The sequence below is a fragment of the Sediminicoccus sp. BL-A-41-H5 genome, assembly GCF_050632405.1.
In the GTDB taxonomy this organism is placed as follows: domain Bacteria; phylum Pseudomonadota; class Alphaproteobacteria; order Acetobacterales; family Acetobacteraceae; genus Roseococcus.
Map to the genome: position 1 here is coordinate 4,639,130 of NZ_CP192601.1, position 24,603 is coordinate 4,663,732.

Below are 24,603 nucleotides of genomic sequence, written 5' to 3' on the forward strand. Positions count from 1 at the left end.
GAGGGAGGTTCCATGGCGCATTCCCGCGTCATCTGGGGGCGGCGCAGCCTGGCTGCCGCGGCCCTGCTGGCCACGTCCCTGCGGGCGGCGGCCCAGGCGCCGGCTTTTGCGTCACGGCCGATCACCCTCGTCGTGCCCTTCGCGCCGGGTGGCTTGGCCGACACGCTGGCGCGGCTGGTGGCGGAGCGGCTGCGCCTGAGCCTGGGTGTTGCGACCGTCGTCGAGAACCGCCCCGGCGCAGGCGGGATTGCCGGGGCACGCGCCGTCGCCGCGGCGGCGCCGGATGGGCACACGCTGCTGCTCGCCAACACCAGCCTCGCCATCAATCCGAGCCTTTATCGCAGCCTGCCCTATGAGACGGAGACGGCCTTCGCGCCCATCATCCGCGCCATCGCCGTGCCGAATGTGCTCGTCGTGCGGGCGGATGTGCCGGCGCGCAACCTGGCCGAGCTGATCGCGCTCGCGCGTGAGGCGCCGGGCCGGCTGAACTATGCCTCCGCGGGCTCGGGCACCTTCCCGCATCTCGCCATGGCGCTGTTCATGCAGCGCGCTGGCATCGAGATGACGCATGTGCCCTTCAATGGCGCGGCGCCGGCCATGGCGGCGATTCTCGGCCGGCAGGTGGAGGTTCTCTCCGCCGATCCGCCCGGTGCCATGCCGCAGGTGGCTGCGGGCACGCTGCGCGCGCTCTGCGTCACCTCGGCCATGCGGCTCGCGGCGATGCCCGATGTGCCGACCGCGGCGGAGGCGGGCTTGCCGGGCTTCGAGGCGGTGGGCTGGCAGGGCTTCGTGGCCCCCGGCGGCACGCCGGAAGCGGTGATCCGGACCCTGAATGGCGCCATCGCCGCCGCGCTCGCCGCACCGGAACTGCGGGAGCGCCTGGCCGCGCAGGGCGTCACCTTCGTCCCCGGCAGCCCGTCCGACTTCGCCGATTTCCTGCGGCAGGACATGGCGCGCTGGCGCGGCGCGGTCGCGGCCTCCGGCGCGCGGGTGGAGTGATGCAGCAGCGCCAGCTCGGCCGCTCCGGCCTGCGCGTCTCCGCCGTGGGCCTCGGCTGCAACAATTTCGGCGGGCGGTCGGATTTCGAGGCCACGCAGGCCGTGGTGCATGCGGCGCTGGACCACGGCATCACGCTGTTCGACACGGCCAATGTCTATCCGCGTGGCGCGGCCGGGCGCTCCGAGGAGTTTCTCGGCCAGATCCTGGGCGCGCGCCGCAAGGAGGTCGTGCTGGCCACCAAGGTCGGCATTCCGATGCCGGGCGGGCGGCTCGGTGGCGTCTCGCGCGCCAGCATCATGACCTCGATCGAGGAAAGCCTGAAGCGGCTGAACACCGATTGGATCGATCTCTACCAGGTGCATAAGTTCGATCCGCTGACGCCGATCGAGGAGACGCTGCGTGCGCTGGACGACCTGATCCGCCAGGGGAAGCTGCGCTATATCGGCTGCTCGCGCTTCGCCGCCTGGCAGGTGGTGGATGCGCTCTGGACCTCGCGCTCGGCCGGGCTCAACGCCTTCATCTCCTGCCAGGACGAATACAGCCTCCTGGCGCGCGAGCCCGATCTAGGCCTGCTGGACGCCATGGCGGCGCATGGCCTGGGCCTGCTGCCCTATTTCCCGCTGGCGAGCGGGCTACTCACCGGCAAGTATCGCCGCGAGGCGCCGATGCCGCCTGGCGCGCGGCTCGCCATCACGCCTGTGCTCTCCGGGCATTTCGTCACCGACCACAACTGGTCCGTGCTGGAGGCGCTGGAGGGTTTCTGCGCCGCGCGCGGCCGCACGATGCTGGAACTGGCCTTCTCCTGGCTGCTGGCGCGGCCGACAGTGGCGAGCGTCATCGCTGGCGCCACGAAGCCCGAGCAGATCACGCAGAACATCGCCGCCACCGGCTGGGCGTTGAGCCAGGAGGAGCTGGCGGAGATCGACCGCATCACCGCCCCGCCGCGCATCGTGCCGGCGCCATGACCAACGCATCTCCAAGGCAGGACAGGCCCATGCAGTTCGGCATCTTCGACCAGAATGACCGCGGCCACCTGCCGCTGGCCGACCAGTACGAGCATCGGCTGCGCCTCGCCGCGCTATATGACGAGTTGGGCTTTGACCGCTACCACATGAGCGAGCACCACGCGACGCCGCTCAGCACCGCGCCTTCGCCCAGCGTCTTCATCGCCGCCCTCACGCAGCGCACGCGCAACCTGCGCCTCTGCCCACTGGTCTATCTGCTGCCGACCTATCATCCGCTGCGCTTGGCGGAGGAGATGTGCATGCTGGACCATCTCAGCCGTGGGCGCTTCGAATTCGGCATCGGCCGCGGCGCCTCGCCGCATGAACTCGCGGCGCTGGGCGTGGATGTGGCGCATGCGCGCGAGATGTACACCGAGGCGCTGGAGGTGATCCGCGGCTTCTTCGCGGCGGGGGATTCCTTCACGCATCAGGGCCGCTTCTGGCAGATCGACGACGTGCCGAAGGAGATCGCGCCGCTGCAGCAGCCGCATCCGGCCATCTGGTATGCGCTCGCCTCGCCCGACTCCACCGTCTGGCCCGCGCAGAACGGCGTGAACGTGCTCTGCGGCGGGCCGGTCGCGCGGGTGCGCGCGGTGGCGGACCGCTACCGGGCCGAGTGGCACGCCGCGCATCCGCAGGGCGGGAAGGAACCGCTGATCGGCGTGAACCGCTACATCCTGGTGGCGGACACGGATGCCGAGGCGCTGGAGTTGGGCCGTACCGCCTGGCCCACCTTCTACCGCCACTTCATGAAGCTCTGGCACAAGCATGGCACGCAGCCGGTGAATGCGAAGCTGCCGCCCGATTTCGACACGCTGGTGGAGGCGGGCCAGGCCATCGCCGGTTCGCCCGCCACGGTGCGCGATGCGCTGGGGCGCCAGGTGCGGGAAGGCGGGCTGAACTACCTGATTGGCAATTTCACCTTCGGCGGCCTCGCACCCGCGGATGTGGAGGCCTCGGTGCGGCTCTATGCGGCCGAGGTGATGCCGGCGCTGCGCGAGATCCACGCGGTGGCGGCCTGATGGCGCGGAAGGAAGAATCCATGATGATGCGACGTTCCTGGCTGACCCTCCTCGCCCTGCTGATGCTGGCGGCACCGGCAACGGCGCAGCAGGCGCTGCAGCCCGGTGGCGGCACGGTGCGCCTGGTGCTGGCCGGCGCCCCCGGCAGCGCGGCGGATGCCGTGGCGCGCGTGCTGGCCGAGCCGCTCTCGGAAATCCTGGGCCAGCCGGTTGTGGTGGAGAATGTGCCGGGTGGCGGCGGCGTGCTGGGGGCCACGCGCGTCATGCAATCGCGGCGGGATGGCATGACCATCCTTTCCGCCGTCTCCGGTTCGCTGATCGGGCCGATGCTGGACAGCAACCTGCCCTACATCATCGGGCGGGACCTGCTGCCCGTCTCGCAGATCACGGCGGCGATGGGCGTCTTCGTGGTGCGCGCCGGCCTGCCGGTCACGACGCTGCAGGAATTCGCCACCCGGGCGCGGAACACGCGCGAGCCTCTGGCCTTTGGCAATTATGGCTATGGCTCTGCGAGCCATCTGCAGGGGATGCTGCTGGCCCGGCAGCTGGGGCTGGATGTCGAGCCGGTACCCTTCAGCGGCACGGCGCAGTTCATCTCGGAGCTGATAGCGGGGCGGCTCTGCTGCGGCTTCATCGATGCCGGTTCGGCGCGCGATTTCATCCGCAACGGACAGCTCCGCCCGCTCGGCGTCACGGGCCCCCAGCGCGCGCGTGACCTGCCCGGTGTGCCGACGCTGACCGAGCTCGGAATGACGGGCTTCGACCCGCAGATCTGGCAGGGCATGTTCCTGCCGGCCGGCACGCCCCCCGCGATCGTGGCCGCGGTGGGCCGTGCGATGGGCGAGGCGGTGCGCCGGCCCGGCCCCACCAACCTGATCCGCGGCGTGGGTTATGAGGCCATCGGCAGCAGTCCTGAGGAGTTCGCGGCGATGATCGCGCATGACGCGCCCATCTGGCGCCGCATCATCGAGGAGACGGGGGTGCGCATCCGCTGAGCGCGGCGCCGCTCAGCGCCGCCGTCCGCGCACCAGCAGCACGAAGAGGATGGCGAGGCCGGAGACCGCCATGTACATCCCGAAGGCGTTGAGGTGTCCGATCATGGCCGCCTGGCGGTCCACCTCGCGCGAGAGGCGGGCAAGCCCTTGCGCTGTCTCCATCTCCCAACCGCCCATGCTGCCTGGCCAGAGCAGGGCGCGGTTGTAGGGCGAGAGCATCTCCATCATGCGGCTGTAGTTGATGGCGCCCGAGCGGACGATCTCGGTCACGCTGAGCGAGATGAAGAGGCTGGAGCCGATGTTGCGCAACAGGTGGAAGACCGACATCCCCTCCGGCGTGTCGCGGGTGTCGAGGTCGCCGAAGGTCATCACCGTCAGCGGCACCCAGATGATGCCGACGGCCACACCCTGCAGCACCGAATTGGCCAGCAGCAGGTTCACCCCCGCGTTGAGGTCGAGGCTCATCAGCCACAGCCCCGAGACCACCAGCAGCCCGAAGCCGATGCTCATGCCGATGCGCGGATCCCAGCGGCCGATCAGCAGCGTCAGGCCGAACCCCACAACGCCGCCCAGGCCGCGATAGCCCACGATCATGCCGATGATGCTGTCCGGATAGCCGGCATGCTGCTGCAGCAGCGTGGGCAGCAGCACGATCGGCGTGAAGTTCACCATACCGTAGATGAAGACGAGGATGAGCCCGAGCGCGTAGTTGCGGTGGCGCAGCAGGCGCAGGTTCAGGAAGGGCCGCTCCGTCGTCAGGCAGTGGACGACAAAGGCGTAGAAGGCGAGGACGGCGAGGCAGGTCTCCAGGATGATCTCGGTGGAGTCGAACCAGTCCAGCCGCTGCCCGCGTGAGAGGACGAGCTGCACGCAGGCGATTGCCGTGGCCAGCAGCAGGAAACCCAGCCAATCCATGGGCTGTCGGGGCTCGTCGCGATCGGGCGGGAGGGCGAAATGCAGGGCCACGGCGGCCACCGCCCCGGCCGGGACGATCATGTAGAAGGCCCAGCGCCAATTGTAGGTCTCGGCCAGGATGCCGCCGAAGACGGGGCCGATCACCGGGCCCAGCACCACCGTCATGCCGTAGATGGAACTGACAAGGCCCGCCTGGTGGCGCGGGAAGCTGTCCAGCACGATGGCGTTGGAGAGCGGCACGACCGGCGCGCCGATACCCCCCTGCACGATGCGCCAGAGCACGATGGCCTCCAGCGACTCCGCCTGGCCGCAGGCCCAGGTGGCGATGGTGAAGCCCGTTACGCAGACGATCATCACCCGCCGCCGGCCGAAGCGCGCAACGAGGAAGCCCGTGGTCGGCGTGACGATGGCGGTGGCCAGGATGTTGAAGGTGGTGGTCCAGGCGATCTCGTCCGGCGTGGCGGCGAAGCTGCCCTGCATCTGCGGCAGCAGGGAGGAGGCGACGAGCAGCGTCGTCGCATAAAGGGTGGAGCCCAGCACCACCGCCGCCAGGATGGCGATCCGGCGCGGGACGGAGAGCTCCTCGCTGCGCATCCGGGCAGGGCCTCCCTTTTTCGCTTGTAGCCGGGCGATGGTTGTCCGAACAATGATAGCCATGACAACAATCGGAAGGCGAGGCTTTTGATGCCGCCGGACCAGGCTGATCGCCGGCATATCGGCTACCTGATCACCGACGTGGCGCGGATGATGCGTGCGGCCTTTGACCGCCGCGCGCGCCAGATCGGCCTGACGCGCCCGCAATGGCAGGTGCTGAGCCGGCTGCACCGCTATCCCGGCATCACCCAGACCGAGCTCGCCGAGATGCTGGAGATGGAGCGCGCGACCGCGGGACGCATGCTGGACCGGCTGGAGCGGCGCGGCTGGCTGGTCCGCCGGCCCGACCCGGCCGACCGGCGCGTCAACCGCCTGCACCTGACGGCCGAGGCCGATGGCATCCAGGCCGAGATGGGCCGTATCGCCACCGAATTCCTCGACGAGATGATGGGCGGGCTGGCGGATGAGGAACGCGCCGTCCTCACCGCCATGATGGAGCGCGTGAAGCAGCAGCTCCAGGCCATGGGCCCGCGCGGCGCAAAGGAGGATGCGCCGTGAGCACGCCCCGCCTGCGTTCGGTGCTCCTGCTGCTGGTGCCGGCGCTGGCCGTGCTGGGCGGGCTGCTGATCTGGCAGCAGGGAGGGCGCTACATCACCAGCGAGAACGCCTATGTCCGCGCCGACATCGTCCAGATCGCGCCCGAGGTGACGGGGCGCGTCGTCGAGGTGCTGGTGCGGGACCATGCGCGGGTGGAGGCCGGCACGGTGCTGCTGCGGATCGACCCCGAGCCCTTCCGCCTCGCTGTCGAGAAGGCCGAGGCGGAGCTGGATGCCGCGCGCACCCTGGTCGAAGTCGCGCGTGCCACCTACCGGGAGACGCAGAGCGAACTCGGCGAATTGCAGGCGCGCGCCGATCATTTGCAACGCCAGGCGCGCCGACAGCAGGAACTGGCGGCGCGCGGCGTCTCGCCGGCCACACGGCTGGAGGAGACGCAGAACGACGCGGATGTGGCGCGCGAGCGGATCAATGTGGTGCGCCAGCGCCTGGTGCGGCTGCTCACGACGCTGAAGGGCGACGCGGACCTGCCGGTGGATGATCACCCCAATGTGCGCGAGCGCCTGGTGGAGCGGGACCGCGCGGCGCTGGATCTCGCGCGGACCCAGATCAAGGCGCCGGTCGGCGGCACGGTGGTGAACATGCGGGTGCAGCGCGGCGAGCAGCTGCGCGCGGCCGTACCTCTCTTCGCCCTGGTTTCGGACCGCCGGCCCTGGGTGGATGCCAATCTGAAGGAGACCACGCTGGCGCATGTCGGCATAGGGCAGCGCGTACAGGTGGTGCTGGACCTCTATCCGGGCCTGGTCTGGGAGGGGGAGGTGGAGAGCATCAGTCCCGCAACCGGTGCGGAATTCGCCATCCTGCCGCCGCAGAATGCGTCGGGGAATTGGGTGAAGGTGGTGCAACGCCTGCCGGTGCGCATCCGCCTGCTGCCGCGCCCGGACGAGCCGCCGCTTCGGGCGGGCATCACGGCGACCGTCTCGATCGACACCGGGCGGCAGCGCGAGTTCGCGGATATCGCGAGCTATCTGCGGGGCCTGATCCCAGGCAGCGCGGCGCAGGGGATGAGGTAGGCTGCCTCACGGCGGCGGTATGCGCCAGAGGGCCGCGCGCCAATGCCAGGCGATGGCCAGCGTCGCCAGAAGGCCAAAGGCGGCGAAGATCATGGCGGTTGCCGCGAAACCGATCTCTGCGACGCCCACCCCCGTCAGCAACAGCCCCACCGGCAGCCCATAGATGGCGAGCATGCGCAGGCCCATGATCCGTCCACGAAATGCCGCCGCGGTGATGCGCAGCAGCAATACCGACATCGGCACCATGCACAGGCTCTGCAGGAAACCCGTGACCATGAGCAGCGCCATGCCGATGGCGACATTGTCCACCTGCGCGAAGACCATCAGGAAGAGGAACCACAAGGCAGCCGAGGCTGTCATCATCCGGGCCGGCTGCGGCCCGACGCCGCGCAGGCTGACGAGCAGCGAGCCCAGAACAGCCCCACCCGAAAAGCAGGCGAAGAGCGTGCCGAGGCCGGTCTGGTCGATCCGGTAGACCTCGCGCGCGACATGCGGCAGCAGGCCGCCGGTGAGAGGATATGCCGCGAAATTCGCGAGGCAGGCGAGGAAGAGTGCCGCCATGAGCGCGGGCGTGCGGCGGGCATAGGCGATGCCGGCGCCCAGCTCCTGCCAGATGGCGATGACGGAGGCCGGAGCGAGGCTTGCCGCCTCCCGTGCGGGCTCGCGGATGCCGAAGGTGAGCGCGAGGCTGATGAGGTAGAGCAGCGCCACCACCACATAGGCTTGGCCCATCCCGAGCGCGGCCACGATGCCCGCGCCGGTCAGCGCGCCGACGACGCGCGCGGCGTCCATGCTCACGCGCTCGATGCCGATGGCCTTGGCGAGCAGAGGGGCGGGCATGGTGGCTGCGATCAGCGCGTTGCGCACGCCGATGTCCGACGGCCGCACCAGCCCCATGCCGAACGCGATGATGAAGACCGCCACGACGCTGAGCTGGCCCGTCAGCGCGAGCGCCGCCAGGCATGATGCCTGCGCCACATAGGCCGCCCGCATGCAGGAGAGCACGCGCCGCTGACCGAGCCTGTCGCCCGCCACGCCATAAAGCGGCGAGATCAGCGTCCCCACGAATTGCAGCGCGCCGAAGGCGGTGAGCCAGATGACCGACCCCGTCTCGACCAGGACGAACCAGGCCAGCAGCAGCGTCTCCATCTCGAAGGCCCATGAGACGGCGAGGTCCGAGGGCCATTGGAAGCGGAAGCTGCGCTGGCTGAAGGGCGATGTGCCGCCTCGAGATGCCGCCGGCGCTGTGGGGTCGGGTGCAGGCGCGTTCATGAGCGCGCACGGCGATGCGGCATCGGTCTCCTCCGTGGCGCCGACTGGCCGGGTGTTCCCCCTGGCGTGGCGCCTTGCCGCGACCATGGGGCGGATTCAGCCCCGCGTCACGCCGGCCGCTCAGGCGGGATCGTAGCTGTGGCTCTCATAGAGGATGCAGCCGCCCTCGCTGCGGAACGGGCCATGCCACGCGCCCGGCGGCCGCGAGGCGTAGGTCATCGGCAGGAACTTCTCGCCGCCCTTGCCTTCAGCGTCATTGCCGACAAAGAGGTCGCCGGTCACCAGGAACACCTCCTCCCAGTAGTCGTGCACGAAGGGGGCGGTCGTGAAGGCGCCGGGCGCGAAGCGCAGCAGGCGGGTGCGGCAGCCACGCTTGCCGACCTCATCGAGCGCGCCGGCCAGGATCTTCTGCTGGATGCCGGGCGGATAGCCGGGCGGCGTTTCCCAGCCGGCGGAGAGATCCAGCGCGTGGAATTCGAGATGGGCCTTGTTGATGGGCATGCCTGCCTCCCTGTTCTGACAAAATGCTGAAGAAACTCAGCTCTGCTGTCCACTCTCCCAATCGGTCGGGCCCAGGAGAAATGCGTTGCAATGGTTAATCTAGTTAACCTACGCTTCCCTCATGCCGAAGCGCCGCGCCACAATGCCGAGCCCCGCACCGCTGACCACCTCCCGGCCGGCGCTGCTGGAGGACGGGTCGGATGCCGCCTTCCGCCGGCTGGTGAATGGCCTGCTCGCGCTCTCCCAGCGCCACCAAGCGCTGCGCGACGGTCATGCCGCGCGCATCGGCCTCGCCGGCCCGGCTTATTCCATCCTGATTTCCGTGCTGCACCTGGGCACGCAGGGCCCGGTCTCGGTGAGCGACGTCGCTAGCCACATGAAGGTGAGCGCGGCCTTCATCACCGCCGAGACGAACAAGCTTGAAGCCGCCGGATTGCTGGAGAAGCGCCGCGACCCGCAGGATGGACGCCGCGTGCAACTCGCCGTCACGGCGGCCGGAACTGCCCGCCTCGCAGCCCTCGCGCCGACGCAACGGCTGGTGAACGACATCGAATTCGGCCCGCTCACGCGCGCAGAATTCCGCACGCTGCTGCGCCTCGTCGAGAGCCTGACGGGTGCGGCCGACCGCGCGCTTGAGTTGCAGCGTGTGCTTGCCGCCGAGGACCAGCGCGGTGCCGCATGAACCCCGAGGGAGTGTCCCAGCATGGCTGACGTGAAGACTGGCGCCCAGCACATCTCGAGCCTGCGCGATGGCCGCAGCGTCTATCTCGACGGCGCGCTCGTCGCCGATGTGACGACGCACCCTGCGTTTCGCGGCGCCGTGCAATCGGCCGGCATGCTCTACGACTACCAGGCGCGTCCCGAGAACATCGAGCGCATGACCTTCGACTGTGGCGGCGGGCGCCGCGTGAGCCGGGCCTGGCAGATGCCCCGCTCGCGCGAGGAGCTTGTGGCGCGGCGCCAGGCGCTCTCCTCCTGGTCGGCGCAATCCTGCGGCTTCATCGGCCGCAGCCCGGATCATGTGGCCTCGGCGCTGATCGGCCAGGTCATGGGCGTCGAGGTTTTCGAGAAGCACGGCCCCGCCCGCGCCCGCGCGCTGCGCGACTACGTGGCCGAGGCGACGCGCCAGGACTGGTTCCTGACCTATGTCATCATCAACCCGCAGGCCGACCGCTCCAAGGCCTGGGGCGAGCAGGCGGAGGCCGATCTTTCCGCGCGCATTGTGGATGAGGATGCGGGCGGCATCACCATCCGCGGCGGCAAGATGCTTGGCACCTCCTCCATCATGGCCAATGAGGTGCTGGTGGCGAATTTGCAGCCGCTGAAGCCGGGCGAGGAGGACCTTGCCTTCTCCTGCGCGCTGCCGATGAACACCAAGGGGCTCAAGGTTCTCTCGCGCAAATCCTACGAGGCGCATGCGGTGAGCGAATGGGACAACCCGCTCTCATCGCGCTACGATGAGAATGACGCCGTGGTGTGGTTCCAGGATGTTAAGGTGCCGTGGGAGCGTGTCTTTGTGCATCGCGACACCGACATGTGCCGCGCCCAGTTCCACGACACCTGGGGCCACACCATGCAGAACTATCAGGCGCAGATCCGCCTGACGGAGAAGCTGCGCTTCCTGACCGGCATCGCCCGCCGCGTGGCCGAGACCATCGGCACGGTGAACATGCCCCCGGTACGGGATGCGCTGGGCAAGCTGGCGGCCCAGGCCGCGGGCGTCGAGGCCATCCTGCATGGCATGGAGGCCTCGGGCTCCCAGCAGGGCGAATGGTTCGTGCCCAACAAGCACATGATGTACGCGGCCCAGGTGCTGACGCAGGAGCTTTATCCGCAGATCGTCTCCACCATCCGCGACCTCGCCGGGGGCGGCATGATCATGCTGCCCTCCTCGGCGGCGGATTACGGCAATCCCGAGATAGCGCGCATCATCCGCACCACGCAGCAATCACCGGTCGCCACGCCGGATGAGCGGGTGAAGTTCATGAAGCTGGCCTGGGATGCGGTGGGCAGCGAATTCGCGAGCCGCCACCTGCAATACGAGATGTTCTATGCCGGCGCGCAATTCGTCACGCGCGGGCACTCCTGGCGCACCTATGACTGGGAGCGTGCGCTTGGCATGGTGGACGGGCTGCTGGGCAGTTATGGCATGCCGGAAGGTGCCGCGCCGGGACGCGCGGCGTGATTGCACAGCAGCTCGTCAACGGGCTGATGCTGGGCGGCATTTACGTTCTGGTCGCCGTCTCCTTCACGCTCTTCTTCGGCTGCCTGAATTTCCTGAACTTCTCCGTCCCGGCGCTCTTCATGCTGGGGGGCTTTCTCACCTGGGCCGGCGTCGCCGCCGGCCTTGCCTGGCCCGTCGCGGTGCTGCTGGCGCTGACCGTGGCCGCATTGGCCTCACTGGTGGTGGAGCGGCTCACCTGGCGCTTGCAGCGCGGCGGGCCACCCTTGATCCCACTGGTCTCCTCGCTCGGCTTCCTCATCCTTTTCGAGAACCTCGTGCTGGTACGCTGGGGTTCCGATGCGCGGGCCATTCCCTCGCCCTTCGGGGACGCGAACTGGCGCGTGGGCGATATCGTGATCGGCCTGCCGCAGCTCTTCGGGCTCATCCTGTCCATCGGCCTCGTCATCGGCCTGCAGGCGCTGCTCAAGCGAACCAAGCTCGGCCGCGGCATTCGCAGCGTTGCGGAAAATGCCGAGACGGCCACCATGCTGGGCGTGGAGGTGGATCGCGTGGCGCCGCGCCTCTTCCTGCTCGCCGGGCTGTTTTGCGCGCTGGCCGGCGTGCTCTTCTCGCTCTCCTACCAGCTGGTCTCGCCCTATATGGGCGACCAGGTGGCGCTCAAGGGGCTTTCGGCGATGGTGCTGGGCGGGATGGGCAATATCTGGGGGGCGGTGATCGGCGGGCTCGTGATCGGACTGGTCGAGATCTTCGCCGTCGGCGCCCTCTCGGCCGATCATGTGAACGTGGTCGTCTTCGGCATCCTGCTGCTGAGCCTGATCATCAGGCCGACCGGCCTCTTCGGGGACCCCGCGCTTGGGCAGCAGAAGCTGTGAGCGGCTATACCGCCGCCATCCTCACGCTGCTCGCGATCAACATCATCGCGGCCTATGCGGCCTGGCTGCCGCTGGCGGCGGGGCAGGTGAACCTGGGCACGGCCGGCTTCATGGCGATCGGCGCCTATTCCTCGGCCGTGCTGAGCAATGAGCTCGAATGGTCGCTGCCCATGGCCATCGCGGCGGGGGCGGTCTGCGCGGGCGGGCTCGCCCTGGCCATCGGAGGGCCGGTGCTGAGAACGCGGGGGCTTTATCTCGCGCTGGCCACGCTCGCCTTCAACGAAGTGGTGCGGGGCATCCTGATCAACCTCGATGTGGTGGGCGGCGCGGCGGGTTATCCGGTAATCGGCCATCTGGGCCTCGCCCCCATCGCCGCCTGCGCGGCCGGCGTCTTCCTGCTGGCGCTCTGGCTGGGCGGGAGCCGGCTGGGCATGAACCTGCACGCCATCGAGCAGGATGAGACGGTGACGGCGCTGTTCGGCGTGCATGTGCCCTTTACGCAGCTCGCCGCCTTCACCATCGGCGGCGTGCTGGCGGGGCTGGCGGGCGGGCTCTATGGGCATCATTTCTCCTTCATCGAGGGGCAGCATTTCAGCGTTCTGCTCTCCGTCACCATTGTCCTCTCGGTGGTGCTGGGCGGCACGCAGACGGTCTGGGGGCCGGCGATCGGTGCCGCCTTCTTTACCTTGCTGCCGGAGATTTTTCGTGGGGCTGCCGCCTGGCGCTACGTCCTCTTCGCCGCGGCCGTCATCCTCGTGATGGCGGTCCGGCCGCAAGGCCTTGTCACGCGCGCCGACCTCATGCGGTTGCGCCGGGTGGTCCGGCTGGCATGATCGCGCCGCTGCTTGACATCCGCGGCCTGCGCAAGAGCTTCGGGGGCCTGGATGTCGTGCGGGGTCTCGACCTCCAGGTGGGGCGGGGCGAGCGCGTGGCGCTGATCGGCCCCAATGGCGCGGGCAAGACCACCGTCTTCAACCTGATCAACGGCTATTACGCGCCCGATGCCGGAGAGATCCGGCTGGGCGGCCTGGACCTCGTGCCCGTGGCTCCCCGCCGGCGCATCCGCCACGGGCTTGCACGCTCCTTTCAGAATATCCGGCTGATCGGGCATCTGACCGTGCTGGAGAATGTGCTGCTGGGCGCGCATGTGCATGCCGGTGGGCCGCTCGCGATGCTGCTGCCGCTCGGCCTGGGCCGGGGCAAGGCGTTGCGCGAGGAGGCGCGGGCGCGCCTCGCCGAGGCGGGGCTGGCTGGCCATGCGGGAAGCCTGGCCGCCGGCCTGGCCTATGGCCTGCGTAAGCGCGTCGAGGTGGTGCGCGCGCTGATGGCGCGGCCGCGCCTGCTGCTGCTCGACGAGCCCTGCGCGGGGCTGAACACGCAGGAGCGCGGCGCCCTGCTGGCGGAGCTCCATCGCGTGGCCGAGGGGGGTGTCACGCTCCTGGTGGTGGAGCATGACATGCATTTCGTCGGCGGACTTTGCCAGCGCGCCGCCGTGCTGAATTTCGGCGAGAAGATCGCGGAGGGCACGCCGGCCGAGATCGCGCGCGAACCCGCCGTGATCGAAGCCTATCTGGGCCATGCGCCGGAGCGCTACGCCCATGCTTGAGGCGACCGGCCTTTCCGCCGCCTATGGGCCGGTGAAGGCGCTCGCCGAGGTGTCGTTGAATGTCGGCGATGGCGATGTGATGGCCGTGCTGGGCGCCAATGGCGCGGGCAAGACGACGCTGCTGCGCACGCTGCTCGGCCTGCTGCCGGCGCAGGCGGGGCGCATCCGCTTCCGGGGCGAGGACATCACGCGCCTCAAGCCCGCCGAGCGTGTGCGCCGCGGCCTCGTCATGGTGCCTGAAGGGCGCCGCGTGCTCACCAGCCTGACGGTCGAGGAGAACCTCCTCATGGGCGCCTATCCGCGCCGCGATACGCCCGGTGCCGCGGAGCTGGACGCCATCTACGGCCGCTTTTCCAACCTGGCGCAGCGCCGGCACATGAAGGCCGCCGTGCTCTCGGGCGGCGAGCAGCAGATGCTCGCCATCGGGCGCGCGATGATGGCGCGTCCCATGCTCATCATGCTCGACGAGCCCTCGCTCGGCCTCTCGCCACGGCTGACGGCCGAGGTCTTCGCGCTGATCGCGAGCCTGAATGCCGAGGGCATCGCCATCCTGCTGGTCGAGCAGAATGCGATGCTGGCGCTGGAGGCGAGCCGCCACGCCCTTGTTCTCGAACTGGGCCGCACCGCCTTTGACGGCCCATCGCCCGAGTTGCTCCGCGATGACCGCGTGCGCCGCGCCTATCTGGGCGGAAGCGCGCCCGAGGAACCGTCCCACCACATCCCAACGGAAGGAGTTTCCCCATGATCCGCCGTCGCCCTCTGCTGTTGGCCGGGCTTGCCATGCCCGCCATCGCCTCCGCGCAAGCGGGCCCTCTGCCGCTGGGCTTCACGACGGCCAAGTCGGGCAACTGGGTCTCACTTACCCGGCGCAACGAGATCGCGGTGAACCTCGCGGTCGAGGAGGTGAACGCGGCGGGCGGTATCCATGGACGGCCGATCGCCATCCGCAGCTTCGACACCGCCTCGCGCCCCGAACAGGCGGCGATCGCGACGCGCCAATTCGCGGAAGATGACGGCGCGCTTGCGGTGATCGGCCCCTTCAGCAGCAGCGAATGCCGCGTGGCCTTCCCGGTGGGGGACCGACTGGGCATCGCGCAGATGGCCATCGCCAGCAGCGCCCCGGGCCTCGCCGCCCCGTTCCGCTTCGCCTTCCGCAACACCTCGGACGAGGCGTATCTCTTCGAGCGCCTCCTCTCGGTGGTGCGTGAGAAGGGGATCGAGACCCGCAACGCCGCCATCGCCTATACGACGGATGAGGTGATCGGCCGTTCCATGGGCACCTCGGTGTTTCCCAATCTGCTCCAGGCCGCGGGCATTCCGGTGACGGGTACCGTTTCCTTCCCGGTCGCGGCCTTCGACATGTCGGCCCAGGTCGCGCAGATGCGCGGGGCCGCGCCGGACCTTGTCTGCATGGGTGGCCCGCCGGAGCCCGCCATCGTGCTGGTCCGCGAGATGCGGCGCCAGGGCATGCGCGGCCGCATCGTGGGTGGCACCACCATCGTCGATGTGAACCTGCCCTCGCGTATGGGCGCGGATGGCAATGGCACGCTCGTCTCCTCGACGCATTTCTACAATTTCGACAGTCCGCGCGCGATCGCCTTCCGCGACGAATTCGTGAGGCGCGCCCAGGCGGCCGGCGAGACGGGTGACCTGCGGCCCGGCATGTATGACGCGGCCGCGCACAGCATCGTCCACTTCTACGCCGCCGCGATGCGCCAGGTGCGCGTGACGGGCGAACGCGCGCGCCTTGCCGCCGAGCGCGCCGCGATCCGCGACGCGCTGCGCGCCATGCGCAATGTGGAGACGATCGAGGGCACGCTGGCGCGCTTCACCGAGCAGGGCGACGCGCTGAAGACCACCTATGTGCTGGAGGTGCGTGACGGCAATTTCGTGCTGGTCGGCAGCCGCCCGCCGCCGGCCAATGCCTGAGGCGGCGGCCATGCGGCTCGAGCTCCGGCGCTCCTTCGTCATGGTGGACCAGATCGCGGTGCCGCCGGGCAGCGGAGACGCCGGCCCCCCGCTTCGGCGAGTGGCCGTGACCGGCGTGGTCGTGAACCCCTATTCCGCGCAGGGTTTCGTGCAGGACCTCTCGGCCAGCATCGCGGCGAGCGAGGCGGTCGGGCGGGAGCTTTCCGCCATGGCCGTCGCCGCCATGGGGCAGCACGCCATCGAGAGCTACGGCAAGGGCGCTGTGGTGGGCTTGGCGGGCGAGCAGGAGCACGCCAATGCCATGCTCACCACCATCTTCGCCGAGCCGCTGCGAGCGGCGGTGGGCGGGGGCCTGGCCTGGCTCCCCTCCTTCACCAAGCGCGGCACGCCGGGGACCATGATCGACGTGCCGCTCGCGCACAAGGACGCGCTCTATGTCCGCACCCACTACGACGGCATGACGCTGATGCTGCCCGATGCGCCGCAGGCGGACGAGGTCGCGCTGATCATCGTCATCGCCAATCGGGGGCGGATTGATGCGCGTGTGGGCGGACTCAAGGCGTCCGAGATCTCCAAGCGCGACGGGTTGCGCTGATGCGCGCCGCCATCGTCAACCTGGGTGGCCTTGCCACGGGCGATCTTGCCGCGCCCCTGCGCGACGCGAATGCCATCCTGATGGAGGCGGGGCGGATCAGCCACATCGGCACGCTGGATGCGACGACGCTGGAGGCGTGTGACGTGGTGGTGGACGCGGGCGGGACGCTTGCCGCACCCGGGCTGATTGACAGCCATGTCCACATCACCTTCGGCGACTACACGCCGCGCCAGCGCACGGTGGGATTCCTCGAGAGCTACCTGCATGGCGGCGTCACCACCGCCATCACCGCCTCTGAGGTGCACGTGCCGGGCCGGCCCAAGGACCCGGCGGGAGTGAAGGCACTGGCGCTGGCCGCCGCCGCGTGCTTCCGCGACTACCGGCCGGGCGGCATGCGCGTGCATGCGGGCTCGGTGATCCTGGAGCCCGGCCTTACGCCCGCTGATCTGCGGGAGCTGGTGGCGGCCGGGATCTGGCTCGCCAAGGCAGGTTTCGGCGCCTTCCCCACGCCGCATGACTACGCCCCCTTGATGCTGGCGGCGCGCGAGGCCGGCATGATCACCACCATGCACACCGGCGGCTCCTCCATCCCCGGCTCTTCCGGCATCTGGGCGGAACATGTGCTGGCGAGCCAGCCGCATGTGAGCTTCCATGTGAATGGCGGCCCGGTCGCCATGCCCGAACCCGGCTTCGCGCGGCTCGTGAACGAGAGCGACATCGCGCTGCAGATCTGCACCGCGGGCAACCTTCGCACCGCGCTGCTGACGGCGCGGCTGCTCGCCGAGGCCGGGCAGCTGGAGCGCCTGCTCATCGCGACGGATACGCCGACGGGCAGCGGCATCATGCCGCTGGGCATGCTTTATACGATGAGCCACCTGGCCAGCCTCGGCGACATGGCGCCGGAGATCGCCATCGCCGCCGCCACCGGCAACAATGCCCGCGTCTACCGGCTCAATTCCGGGATCCTCGCGGAGGGGAGGGACGCGGATGTGATCCTGCTCGATGCCTGCGCGGGCGGCGCCTGCGCCGACGCGTTCTCGGCGTTGCGCAATGGCGACATCCCGGCGGTGGGCGCGGTGTTTTCCGCGGGCGTGCCGCGCTTCGTGGGGCGCAGCCGCAACACGCCAGCCACGACGCGGGCGGTGCGCGTCGCCGCCTGCCGCCTGCCGATGGATTTTTCCGGCGCCGCGCATTGAGGCGCACGACCAGGGCAGGGGGGTGGAGGCGTGGCGTGGGTGGCCGGGAAGCGCGCCGCGCCTGCCACGCGTCTTGCAGCGCCCCTTGGATCTGGCCCGCCCGTTTGCCGATCACCGCGGCTGAGACCGCCAGGCCAGCGCGCCGTGCCAGCATGTCATTTTGCGGATTTTCATCGAAGTCGGGATGATTTCGAAATCATGATCCGTTTTCGGGAGGGTTTCGCCTATCCTCATCAAAGTGAAAATTCATGAAAACGCCGCGTGATCGGACTGGAGGGTTGCGCAATGCTGGTGCGGTCGCATGGGTCTGTCATCTCGTGCTTCGCGCGTTTCATCGGCGCGGGTCTGGTCGTTGCAGCCCCGCTGTTCGCAGCCGACGCCATGGGGCAGTCGTCCGTGCGCGCCGCCGCCGAGCCCTCGCCGATGCCGCTCGCGTCCTTCTACCTGCGCGCCTCAAGCCTGGCCCCAGCCGGCCGGCTGGGCGAGGTTTTGCTGCGCGAGGATGTCCCGACCAGCATCCCGAATGCCCAGGCCTGGCGCATCGCCTATATCTCCTCGGACCTTAGGGATCGTCCCACCATCAACACGGCGATCGTCGTCGCGCCGCGCGGGGACATGCCGGCGGAGGGGCGCCCCATCATCTCCTGGGGCCATGGCACGACCGGAACGGCGCAGGGCTGCGGCCCCTCCCAGGTCGCGGATCCCGCGCGGAACCTCAACCAGTATGTCCTGCCCGACGGCGATTCCTGGACCGATTACGGCATCCCCGCGCTCGACACCTTCATCGCGCGCGGCCATGTCGTGGTGGCAACCGACTACCAGGGCTTGGGCGGTGGCGGCGACCATCAGTATTCGGTTGCCGTTACCAACGCGCGTGACACGGTTGACGCGGTCCGCTCGGCCGGGGCGATGGGCTTCGCCGGCAATAGTCGCAGCGCGATCATCTATGGCTGGTCGCAGGGGGGAGGGGCGGCCATCGCTGCGGCAAGCATGCGAGACTACCTCAACAAGCGCGGCACCGCCTTCGACGGCATTGATCTGCGCGGCGTGGTGGCACTCGCGCCGCAGGATGTCGCCGCGATGCTGCCCCGTGTTCAACTGGACGACGCGGATGCGGCGCGCATCATCCAGGGGATCGGGCTGTCCTTCTCCGACAACATCTTCAACTTCGCGCATTTCACGATGACGCTCTGGGCCACGGTGGCTTCGACGCCTGGCCTGCAGATGTCGGACATCTTCACCGATCTGGGGGCGCGTGAGCTGGACCACCTGCTGCGCCGCAAGTGCATGCATGTGCTGAGCGACACCATGAGCTTCGTCTACGGCGCGAATTACCGCACGCTCCTGCGTGCTGCGCCGGTCAACGGGGCGGCCTGGGTGCAGGCCTTGCTGGCGGGCAGCGTGCCGCCGGTCAGGCCGGTGGCGCCGGTCGCGATCTATTTCGGCAGTGCAGCCGTGACCGTGCCGCCTGCGATGGGCGCGGCCTATCGCGGGCAGATGTGCGCGATGGGCGGCAATGTGGCACGCACGCAGCTTCTGGGCGCGCAGAGCCACTTCACCACGCCGGGCGCCTCGCAGGCGATGTATCTGGAATGGGTCGCCGACCGCCTGGCTGGCCGGCCCGCAGCGAATGGCTGCTCGGACTGAGGATAGGCAGATGAACGGCGCACAATCCCTCTTCAAGGCGCTGGTGGATGCCGGCATCACCACCTGCTTCGCCAATCCCGGAACCTCCGAGATGCAGTTGGTCTATGAGATGGGGCTGTCGGAGGAAGTACGCGCCATCCTGTGCCTGCAGGAGGATGTCGTGACCGGGGCCGCCGATGGCTATGCGCGTATGGCGGGCAAGCCCGCCTTCACGCTGCTGCATGTGGCAAGCGGCTTCGCCAACGGCATCGCCATGTTGCACAATGCCGGCCGGGCGCATACGCCGATGGTGAATGTCGTCGGCGCCAATGCCTCCTACCATCAGCCCAATTATCCCGAGCATGAGCTGGTGAATGGCCGCATCACGGATCTGGCGCGTGCCGTGTCCCATTGGTGCCAGGAGGCGCGCAGCGCCACGCATCTGGGCCAACTCGGCGCCGAGGCCGCGACGCAGGCCAAGTCCGGACGGGTCTGCACCATCGTCGCGCCAACGAACCGGCATTGGGAAGCGGCGAACCCGCCGCCGCCGCCCGTGCAGCCGGCGCTCCTCTCCGCTTCCGCCACGGCGGTGGCTCAGGCGGCAGCGCTGCTGGCGAATGGCAGGAAGACGGCGCTGGTGATCGGTGGCGCCGCGCAGAATGGCGCGGCGCTGGAGACTGCCGCCCGCATCGCCGCCCGCACCGGGGCGACGCTCCTGAGCGAGACCTTCGCGTCCGGCCATCTCGCGCGCGGGGCGGGCCGCCCGGTGGTGGAGCCGATCCCCTACGAGTTCGAAATCTGCGTCCAGTTCCTCGCCGGCTTCGAGCAGATGGTCTTCGTCGGTGCGGCATTCCCGGTGGCGACCTTCGCCTACCAGGGTAAGCCGACCATGAAGGCGCCCGCGGGCTGTGAACTCTTCGGCATGGCCGATGAGCGGCATGACCTCGCCGCCGCGCTGGAGGCGTTGGAAGCCGCCACCGGTTCATTGGGCGCCACGGTGCCGCGCCATCCGGCCTTCGACGGCCCGGCACCGGCCGGCCCGCTCACCGCCAGCGCCATCGGCTCCTCGCTCAGCCTCCTTCTGCCGGAGAACGCCATCCTCGTGGATGAGGCGGCGACCAACGCGCCCTGGATCTTCACGGCGACCAAGGGCGCCCGCCCGCACGACTATCTCAATCCGCTCAATGGCGGCGCGATCGGGGGCGGCCTGCCCATGGCGCTGGGCGCCGCCATCGCCTGCCCGGGCCGCAAGACGGTGCTGCTGCAGGCGGATGGCAGCGGCATGTACGGCGTCCAGGCGTTGTGGACCATGGCGCGAGAGAAGGCCGACATCACGATCATCCTGCTCCGGAATGACCGGTACAACATTCTGGGGCTGGAACTCGCGCGGGTGCGCGATGGGGCCGCGAATGCGCGCATGGAGTCGATGCTGAGCCTGGCCAATCCGTCCATTGACTGGCTGCAGGTCTCGGCGGGCCTGGGTGTGCCGGCCTTGCGCGCGGAGACCGCTGAGGCTTTCCATGCCGCCCTCCGGGTCGCGATGGCCGAGGCCGGGCCGAAGCTCATCGAATGCATCGTGCCGATCCCCGAGGAATGGCACCGCCTTGAGGATCTGGTGCACGGCTCCCGCGCCTGATCTCACGGGGGCGGTGGGCCCCTGCGCTCGCCGGGGCCGCGTCAGTTCCGCGGCAGCCCCGACCAGCCGCGCAGGCGCAAGCCCAGCCACGCCCCCGGCAGGGCGGCGGCGAGCCAGACCAGGCCGTGCAGGCTGCCCGAGGCCGTGCCGCTGATGAAGGCGCCGATGTTGCAGCCATAGGAGAGGCGCCCGCCAACCCCCATCAGAAGCCCACCCAGCGCGGCGGCGATGACGCCCTGCGTGCCGATGGCGACGCGATGGCGCATGCGCCCCGCCCCGGCGGCGGCCAGGAGCGCACCCAGGAACATCCCCACATCAGTGAGCGCCGTCACATGGCAGAGCCAGGGACCTTCCAGCCCTGCGGCCGCATGCGCCGCCATCCAGTAGTCGGCATGGCCGGCATCCAGGCCAACCCAGCGCAGCGCCTTCGCGCCCCAGAGGGTGAGCCCGAAGGCGATGCCCCAAGGCTCGCGCGCCAACAGGAAGATCAGCCCGGCGAGGGCCGCGATCAGCGCGGCGTGGCCGAAGGGCGCCGGCACGGGCCGGGGTGCGCGCCGCAGCAGGAGCCAGGCCAGCGCCAGCAGAAGCGCCTCCATCACGACCACGCCCCCCGAGGGGCCGAGATGCGCCAGCAGGTCGAGATGGCCCAGGCTCGGCAGGTGGGCCTCCAGCAAAGGTGCGAACAGGCTGCCCACCACGCCGCCCAGGCTGAAGAAGGGCAGCGCCACCAGCATGCGACGCGAACCCTCGCCCGCCGCGACGACGGCGCCCGAGGCGCAGCCATTGGTGATCTGCATGCCAACACCCATCATCATCGCCCCCAGGATCAGCGGGAGGTTGATGGGCGCGACGAAGCGCGTGTAGCCAGGATCGGTGGCGGCGAGCGGCAGGATCAGCGGCAGCAGCAGCGCGGGAATGACGAGCGAGGCTGCCATCGCCCGGCCATCGCCACCCGCCAGGAATTGCCGGTAGCCGCCCGCGAAGCCGAAGCCTACGCGCACGAAGACGGCGCCCAGCGCGACGGCCGTCAGCAGCAGGCAGGGGCGCTGCCAATCTGCTTCGCTTGCCAGGCGGATCAGCAGCCAGCACAGCGCGATAACCCCCAGCAGTGCCAGGACCCGATCACGCATGGCCGGTCACCGTTCGGGTGGCGGCCAGCGCCACAGCACCAGGGGCCAGAGCAGGATCAGCCCGGGCAGCAGCAGCGGGCGGAAGGCATGCGCGCCGCGCGCCGCGGGCGCCGCGCGCTCGATCGCGCCCGCGAGGAACGCCACCGCGACGGCAAGGCCGCCCGCGCCATAATCCGCCAGCAGGCCCAGCAGCACCCGCGCAGCCTCCGTGCTCAGCATTCAGCCGAGATAGTCATGCACGACCTCTCCCAGTTCGAGTGTGAGATCGGCGAGGAGATGCGTGGCCGAGAGCACCTCCAGCACCGGCAGCGCCGCGACCGGCGCCAGTGCATGCGGGACGAGGGAGAGGGCGGCGGGGCCGGTCCAGCCGCCATGCAGGACAATCTCCGCCAGACGGTAGCGCACCAGCTCGCAGATGCGCGGGCGGCCATCCACATGCGGGATGATCTTGAGCAGGAAGCCCGGCTCCTCCAGCGCGGCGCGCAGACCTGTCTCGGGCAGGGCGCGGTGCTTGTAGCCCATGCTGGCGCTGGCCACACGCTCGCCGCCGACATCGAGCGTACCGACCAGAGTGTCCCGCTCGACCCGCAGCACGGGGGAGGCGAGCTTCTGCGGAAAGCCCCAGAGCTCGCGCCCGCCCGCGATGGGCGCATGCGCGTCGAGATACATGGCATGCACATAGCCGGCCGCTTCGCCACGCGGCAGAAGCGCGGGGATGATCTGCGCCGCGCCACGATACGCGCCGAAGCCCGTGCCATCCTCGATCCGCACGAACTGGAAGCGTGCGCTGTCCCCCGCGGGCGTGAGGGGTTCCGGCAGCAGCTCGCGCAGCTTCGCGGCATCGGTGCGGTATTCAAGGGTGAAGTATTCGCGGCCCGTGAAGCGATGGGGCCCGACCGGATAGGAGGGGCTGGTGTGCGGCATGGCGAAGGCACCTTCGCGAAGTTCCAGCTCCTCCATCAGGCGAGCTTCCGGCGCTTCATGGGCGTGACCACCTCGGCCGGCTTTTCGCCATCGGTCGTGGATTTGGCCTCCCGCGCCTCGCGCCGTGCGGCCGCCGCCACGTCAAAGCTGCGCGCACCGAGTTCCTGGGGCATCGGGGCCAACCACGGCGAAGCCACCAGTGTCTGCCTGGCATCGGCCATGCCCTGCGCCCAGCGGCGCTCCATGGTCGCGCGGCTGAATTCGTAATCCTTGGCCTGGCCTTGCGCAGCATCGCCGCGATGGATCAGCTGCACGATGTCCATCGTCGTCACGCAGCCGAAATCGTAGAGGTAGCGGCCCTCGGGTGTGTTGCGCAGCGCGTCGGGCAGCTTGTCCCACAGCGTGTTGATGTTGTGCCGGAGATCATGAACACGGGCCAGCATGTCCGTGGCGGCTCTGGTGCGGCTGCTGTAGCGGATGTCCTTCTCGCGCTCCTGCACCTCCTCGATGGTGCGGGGCAGGGCGCCGCGCGCGGGGAAGAGGTCCACCTGGAAGCTGAGGCGCGAGCGGCGCGGCACCTGCGATACGACGTATTGCAGCGGCGTGTTGGAGACGAGGCCGCCATCCCAGTACAGTTCGCCGTCAATCTCGACGGCGGGGAATCCGGGCGGCAGCGCACCGCTCGCCATGACGTGCTCCGGGCGGATCGCCATCTCGGAATTGTCGAAATAGACCATGTTGCCGGTACGGACATTCACCGCGCCGATGCTGAAGCGCATCTCGCCTGCGTTGATGCGGTCGAAATCCACCAGCGTCTCGAGCGTGCCGCGCAGCGCGTCGGTCTCGTAGAAGCTGACGCGGCTCTCGCCGAACAGCCAATACGCGGCCGGGCGGGGCCGGAAGAAGCCCGGCTGGCCCAGCATCAGCGCGCGCAGCGCCGCGGCTGGCCGAGGGTCGTTCCAGGCCTCGAAGGAGGTCTCCAGCCAATCCGCCCAGAGTGAAGGCGGCGCGGTGACGGTCTCCCAGAACATCCGGAGGCGCTCGACGCGCCGATCGGGCGCGTTGCCGGCGATGATGGCGGCGTTGATGGCGCCGATGGAGATGCCAGCCACCCAGTCGGGCAGGTATTCACTGCTGGCCAGCGTCTCGTAGACGCCCCCCTGGTAGCTGCCAAGCGCGCCGCCGCCCTGCAGGACCAGCGCCACCTTCTTGTCGTAGCCGGCTGGGCGTTTCGGGATGGGGCTATCGGGCATGGGCAGGCTCCTGGGCCACAGCTTCGGGACGGGAGGCCGGCCGGTTGCGCCGTGCCGCGGTGACCTCGCCGGTCTCCGCAAGACGCTGGTGCAGTGCCTCCCGCGCGCGGTGGAGGTTCACCTTGATCGCGCCCACGGTGCGGCCCGTGGCGGCGGAGGCGGCGCGCAGATCCATCCCCCCGATGGCGACCAGGCGGATCACCTCGCGCTGGGCCGGCGGCAATGCGGCGATCAGCGAGTGCAGGGAATCGGCCAGCAGCCCGCCGGTCCCGCCATGCGGCGCTGCGTGCTCCTCCCAGATCCGGTGTTCGGCGCGAAAGGCCAGCCTGCAGCGGTCTTCGCGCATCTCCCTCCGCCATCGGTCCTTTGCGCAATGCTGGGCGATGCCAACCAGCCAGGGCAGGAAGGGCCGGGCGGGATCATAGTTGTTCCGGCTGCGGTGAAGCGCGAGCAGCGCCTCCTGCACCACGTCATCCAGGTCCGCCGCCGCCACGCCGCGGCGGCGGATGACCTGCAGCAGCAAGGGCGTCACCCGGCGGGCCAGTTCCGCAAAGGCCCGCTCCTCCCCAGCCTGGATGGCGGCCATGACCGCTTCCAGCGGGCGAGCATGATCCGCGTCAGGGAGGCGGCCCACGCGCGTTCGAGACGCGCACAGCTTCGCGCGGTGCAATTCCATCAGCCCTTGTCTCCTTCAACCTGGAGAGGAGGCTGCCTGAGGCGG

At 69.5% G+C, this 24,603-nt stretch carries 25 protein-coding genes; 17 read left to right on the forward strand and 8 right to left on the reverse strand.

Annotated features, from left to right (window positions below; all coding sequences use genetic code 11):
- Positions 1 to 12 precede the first annotated feature (12 nt).
- Genes ACQ860_RS22740 through ACQ860_RS22755 form a run of 4 tightly spaced genes read left to right on the forward strand, consistent with a single transcriptional unit; the run spans position 13 to position 4,020 of the window.
- Positions 13 to 999 carry a tripartite tricarboxylate transporter substrate binding protein gene (locus ACQ860_RS22740; RefSeq protein ID WP_431305578.1) on the forward strand — a complete coding sequence of 329 codons (987 nt, stop codon included), beginning with the start codon at positions 13 to 15 and terminating at the stop codon, positions 997 to 999.
- Positions 999 to 1,964, forward strand: coding sequence for an aldo/keto reductase (locus ACQ860_RS22745; protein WP_431305579.1), 966 nt, complete (start codon positions 999 to 1,001; stop codon positions 1,962 to 1,964). Before ACQ860_RS22740 ends, ACQ860_RS22745 begins: the two co-directional genes overlap by 1 nt.
- Positions 1,965 to 1,993: 29 nt before the next feature.
- Complete coding sequence (locus ACQ860_RS22750; RefSeq protein WP_431305580.1) at positions 1,994 to 3,025, forward strand: LLM class flavin-dependent oxidoreductase; 1,032 nt, start codon at positions 1,994 to 1,996, stop codon at positions 3,023 to 3,025.
- A 20-nt stretch (positions 3,026 to 3,045) separates the two neighbouring features.
- The gene (locus ACQ860_RS22755; RefSeq protein ID WP_431305581.1) at positions 3,046 to 4,020 is read left to right on the forward strand and encodes a Bug family tripartite tricarboxylate transporter substrate binding protein; all 975 of its coding nucleotides are present in this window, start codon (positions 3,046 to 3,048) and stop codon (positions 4,018 to 4,020) included.
- A gap of 12 nt (positions 4,021 to 4,032) precedes the next feature.
- Here ACQ860_RS22755 and ACQ860_RS22760 read toward each other — a convergent pair whose 3' ends face one another.
- Positions 4,033 to 5,529, reverse strand: a complete 1,497-nt coding sequence (locus tag ACQ860_RS22760) for a DHA2 family efflux MFS transporter permease subunit (RefSeq protein ID WP_431305582.1) — start codon at positions 5,527 to 5,529, stop codon at positions 4,033 to 4,035.
- A 90-nt stretch (positions 5,530 to 5,619) separates the two neighbouring features.
- On the opposite strand from ACQ860_RS22760, the gene ACQ860_RS22765 reads away from it, so the two are divergent.
- Positions 5,620 to 6,087 (forward strand): MarR family winged helix-turn-helix transcriptional regulator, encoded by a 468-nt coding sequence (locus tag ACQ860_RS22765; protein WP_431305583.1) that lies wholly within the window; start codon positions 5,620 to 5,622, stop codon positions 6,085 to 6,087.
- On the forward strand, positions 6,084 to 7,157 hold the full coding sequence (locus ACQ860_RS22770; RefSeq protein WP_431305584.1) for an efflux RND transporter periplasmic adaptor subunit: 1,074 nt from the start codon (positions 6,084 to 6,086) through the stop codon (positions 7,155 to 7,157). The genes ACQ860_RS22765 and ACQ860_RS22770 overlap by 4 nt, the downstream gene beginning before the upstream one ends.
- 6 nt (positions 7,158 to 7,163) lie before the next feature.
- Here the strand turns inward: ACQ860_RS22770 and ACQ860_RS22775 are convergent, their stop codons facing one another.
- Together ACQ860_RS22775 and ACQ860_RS22780 are read right to left on the reverse strand one after the other, a co-directional pair.
- Positions 7,164 to 8,429: an MFS transporter gene (locus ACQ860_RS22775; RefSeq protein WP_431305585.1), complete on the reverse strand. Its 1,266-nt coding sequence runs from the start codon at positions 8,427 to 8,429 to the stop codon at positions 7,164 to 7,166.
- A 120-nt stretch (positions 8,430 to 8,549) separates the two neighbouring features.
- The gene (locus ACQ860_RS22780) at positions 8,550 to 8,930 is read right to left on the reverse strand and encodes a hypothetical protein (protein WP_431305586.1); all 381 of its coding nucleotides are present in this window, start codon (positions 8,928 to 8,930) and stop codon (positions 8,550 to 8,552) included.
- Between the two features lie 121 nt (positions 8,931 to 9,051).
- On the opposite strand from ACQ860_RS22780, the gene ACQ860_RS22785 reads away from it, so the two are divergent.
- The 11 genes from ACQ860_RS22785 (at position 9,052) to ACQ860_RS22835 (ending at position 20,575) form a co-directional block, all read left to right on the forward strand.
- The gene (locus ACQ860_RS22785) at positions 9,052 to 9,612 is read left to right on the forward strand and encodes a MarR family winged helix-turn-helix transcriptional regulator (RefSeq protein ID WP_431305587.1); all 561 of its coding nucleotides are present in this window, start codon (positions 9,052 to 9,054) and stop codon (positions 9,610 to 9,612) included.
- Between the two features lie 21 nt (positions 9,613 to 9,633).
- The gene (locus tag ACQ860_RS22790) at positions 9,634 to 11,115 is read left to right on the forward strand and encodes a 4-hydroxyphenylacetate 3-hydroxylase family protein (RefSeq protein ID WP_431305588.1); all 1,482 of its coding nucleotides are present in this window, start codon (positions 9,634 to 9,636) and stop codon (positions 11,113 to 11,115) included.
- On the forward strand, positions 11,112 to 11,987 hold the full coding sequence (locus ACQ860_RS22795) for a branched-chain amino acid ABC transporter permease (protein ID WP_431305589.1): 876 nt from the start codon (positions 11,112 to 11,114) through the stop codon (positions 11,985 to 11,987). Before ACQ860_RS22790 ends, ACQ860_RS22795 begins: the two co-directional genes overlap by 4 nt.
- Positions 11,984 to 12,820 carry a branched-chain amino acid ABC transporter permease gene (locus ACQ860_RS22800; RefSeq protein WP_431305590.1) on the forward strand — a complete coding sequence of 279 codons (837 nt, stop codon included), beginning with the start codon at positions 11,984 to 11,986 and terminating at the stop codon, positions 12,818 to 12,820. The genes ACQ860_RS22795 and ACQ860_RS22800 overlap by 4 nt, the downstream gene beginning before the upstream one ends.
- The gene (locus tag ACQ860_RS22805; RefSeq protein ID WP_431305591.1) at positions 12,817 to 13,593 is read left to right on the forward strand and encodes an ABC transporter ATP-binding protein; all 777 of its coding nucleotides are present in this window, start codon (positions 12,817 to 12,819) and stop codon (positions 13,591 to 13,593) included. Before ACQ860_RS22800 ends, ACQ860_RS22805 begins: the two co-directional genes overlap by 4 nt.
- The gene (locus ACQ860_RS22810; RefSeq protein WP_431305592.1) at positions 13,586 to 14,338 is read left to right on the forward strand and encodes an ABC transporter ATP-binding protein; all 753 of its coding nucleotides are present in this window, start codon (positions 13,586 to 13,588) and stop codon (positions 14,336 to 14,338) included. Before ACQ860_RS22805 ends, ACQ860_RS22810 begins: the two co-directional genes overlap by 8 nt.
- Entirely contained in the window at positions 14,335 to 15,522 is a 1,188-nt protein-coding gene (locus ACQ860_RS22815; protein WP_431305593.1) for an ABC transporter substrate-binding protein, read from the forward strand. Before ACQ860_RS22810 ends, ACQ860_RS22815 begins: the two co-directional genes overlap by 4 nt.
- A gap of 10 nt (positions 15,523 to 15,532) precedes the next feature.
- Positions 15,533 to 16,117 carry an amino acid synthesis family protein gene (locus ACQ860_RS22820; protein WP_431305594.1) on the forward strand — a complete coding sequence of 195 codons (585 nt, stop codon included), beginning with the start codon at positions 15,533 to 15,535 and terminating at the stop codon, positions 16,115 to 16,117.
- Positions 16,117 to 17,313, forward strand: a complete 1,197-nt coding sequence (locus ACQ860_RS22825; RefSeq protein ID WP_431305595.1) for an amidohydrolase family protein — start codon at positions 16,117 to 16,119, stop codon at positions 17,311 to 17,313. The genes ACQ860_RS22820 and ACQ860_RS22825 overlap by 1 nt, the downstream gene beginning before the upstream one ends.
- Before the next feature lie 396 nt (positions 17,314 to 17,709).
- A complete protein-coding gene (locus ACQ860_RS22830) occupies positions 17,710 to 18,960 on the forward strand; it encodes a lipase family protein (protein ID WP_431305596.1) in 1,251 nt (416 codons plus the stop codon).
- Positions 18,961 to 18,970: 10 nt separating this feature from the next.
- On the forward strand, positions 18,971 to 20,575 hold the full coding sequence (locus tag ACQ860_RS22835) for an acetolactate synthase large subunit (RefSeq protein WP_431305597.1): 1,605 nt from the start codon (positions 18,971 to 18,973) through the stop codon (positions 20,573 to 20,575).
- Positions 20,576 to 20,616: 41 nt separating this feature from the next.
- Here the strand turns inward: ACQ860_RS22835 and ACQ860_RS22840 are convergent, their stop codons facing one another.
- The 5 genes from ACQ860_RS22840 to ACQ860_RS22860 are packed head-to-tail and all read right to left on the reverse strand — an operon-like array spanning position 20,617 to position 24,468.
- Entirely contained in the window at positions 20,617 to 21,705 is a 1,089-nt protein-coding gene (locus ACQ860_RS22840) for a YeeE/YedE thiosulfate transporter family protein (protein WP_431305598.1), read from the reverse strand.
- A 6-nt stretch (positions 21,706 to 21,711) separates the two neighbouring features.
- Positions 21,712 to 21,924, reverse strand: a complete 213-nt coding sequence (locus ACQ860_RS22845; RefSeq protein WP_431305599.1) for a hypothetical protein — start codon at positions 21,922 to 21,924, stop codon at positions 21,712 to 21,714.
- Complete coding sequence (locus ACQ860_RS22850; RefSeq protein ID WP_431305600.1) at positions 21,925 to 22,665, reverse strand: acetoacetate decarboxylase; 741 nt, start codon at positions 22,663 to 22,665, stop codon at positions 21,925 to 21,927.
- Positions 22,665 to 23,882, reverse strand: a complete 1,218-nt coding sequence (locus tag ACQ860_RS22855; RefSeq protein WP_431305601.1) for a DUF3734 domain-containing protein — start codon at positions 23,880 to 23,882, stop codon at positions 22,665 to 22,667. Before ACQ860_RS22855 ends, ACQ860_RS22850 begins: the two co-directional genes overlap by 1 nt.
- Complete coding sequence (locus ACQ860_RS22860) at positions 23,872 to 24,468, reverse strand: RNA polymerase sigma factor (protein WP_431305602.1); 597 nt, start codon at positions 24,466 to 24,468, stop codon at positions 23,872 to 23,874. Before ACQ860_RS22860 ends, ACQ860_RS22855 begins: the two co-directional genes overlap by 11 nt.
- Positions 24,469 to 24,603: the final 135 nt, after the last annotated feature.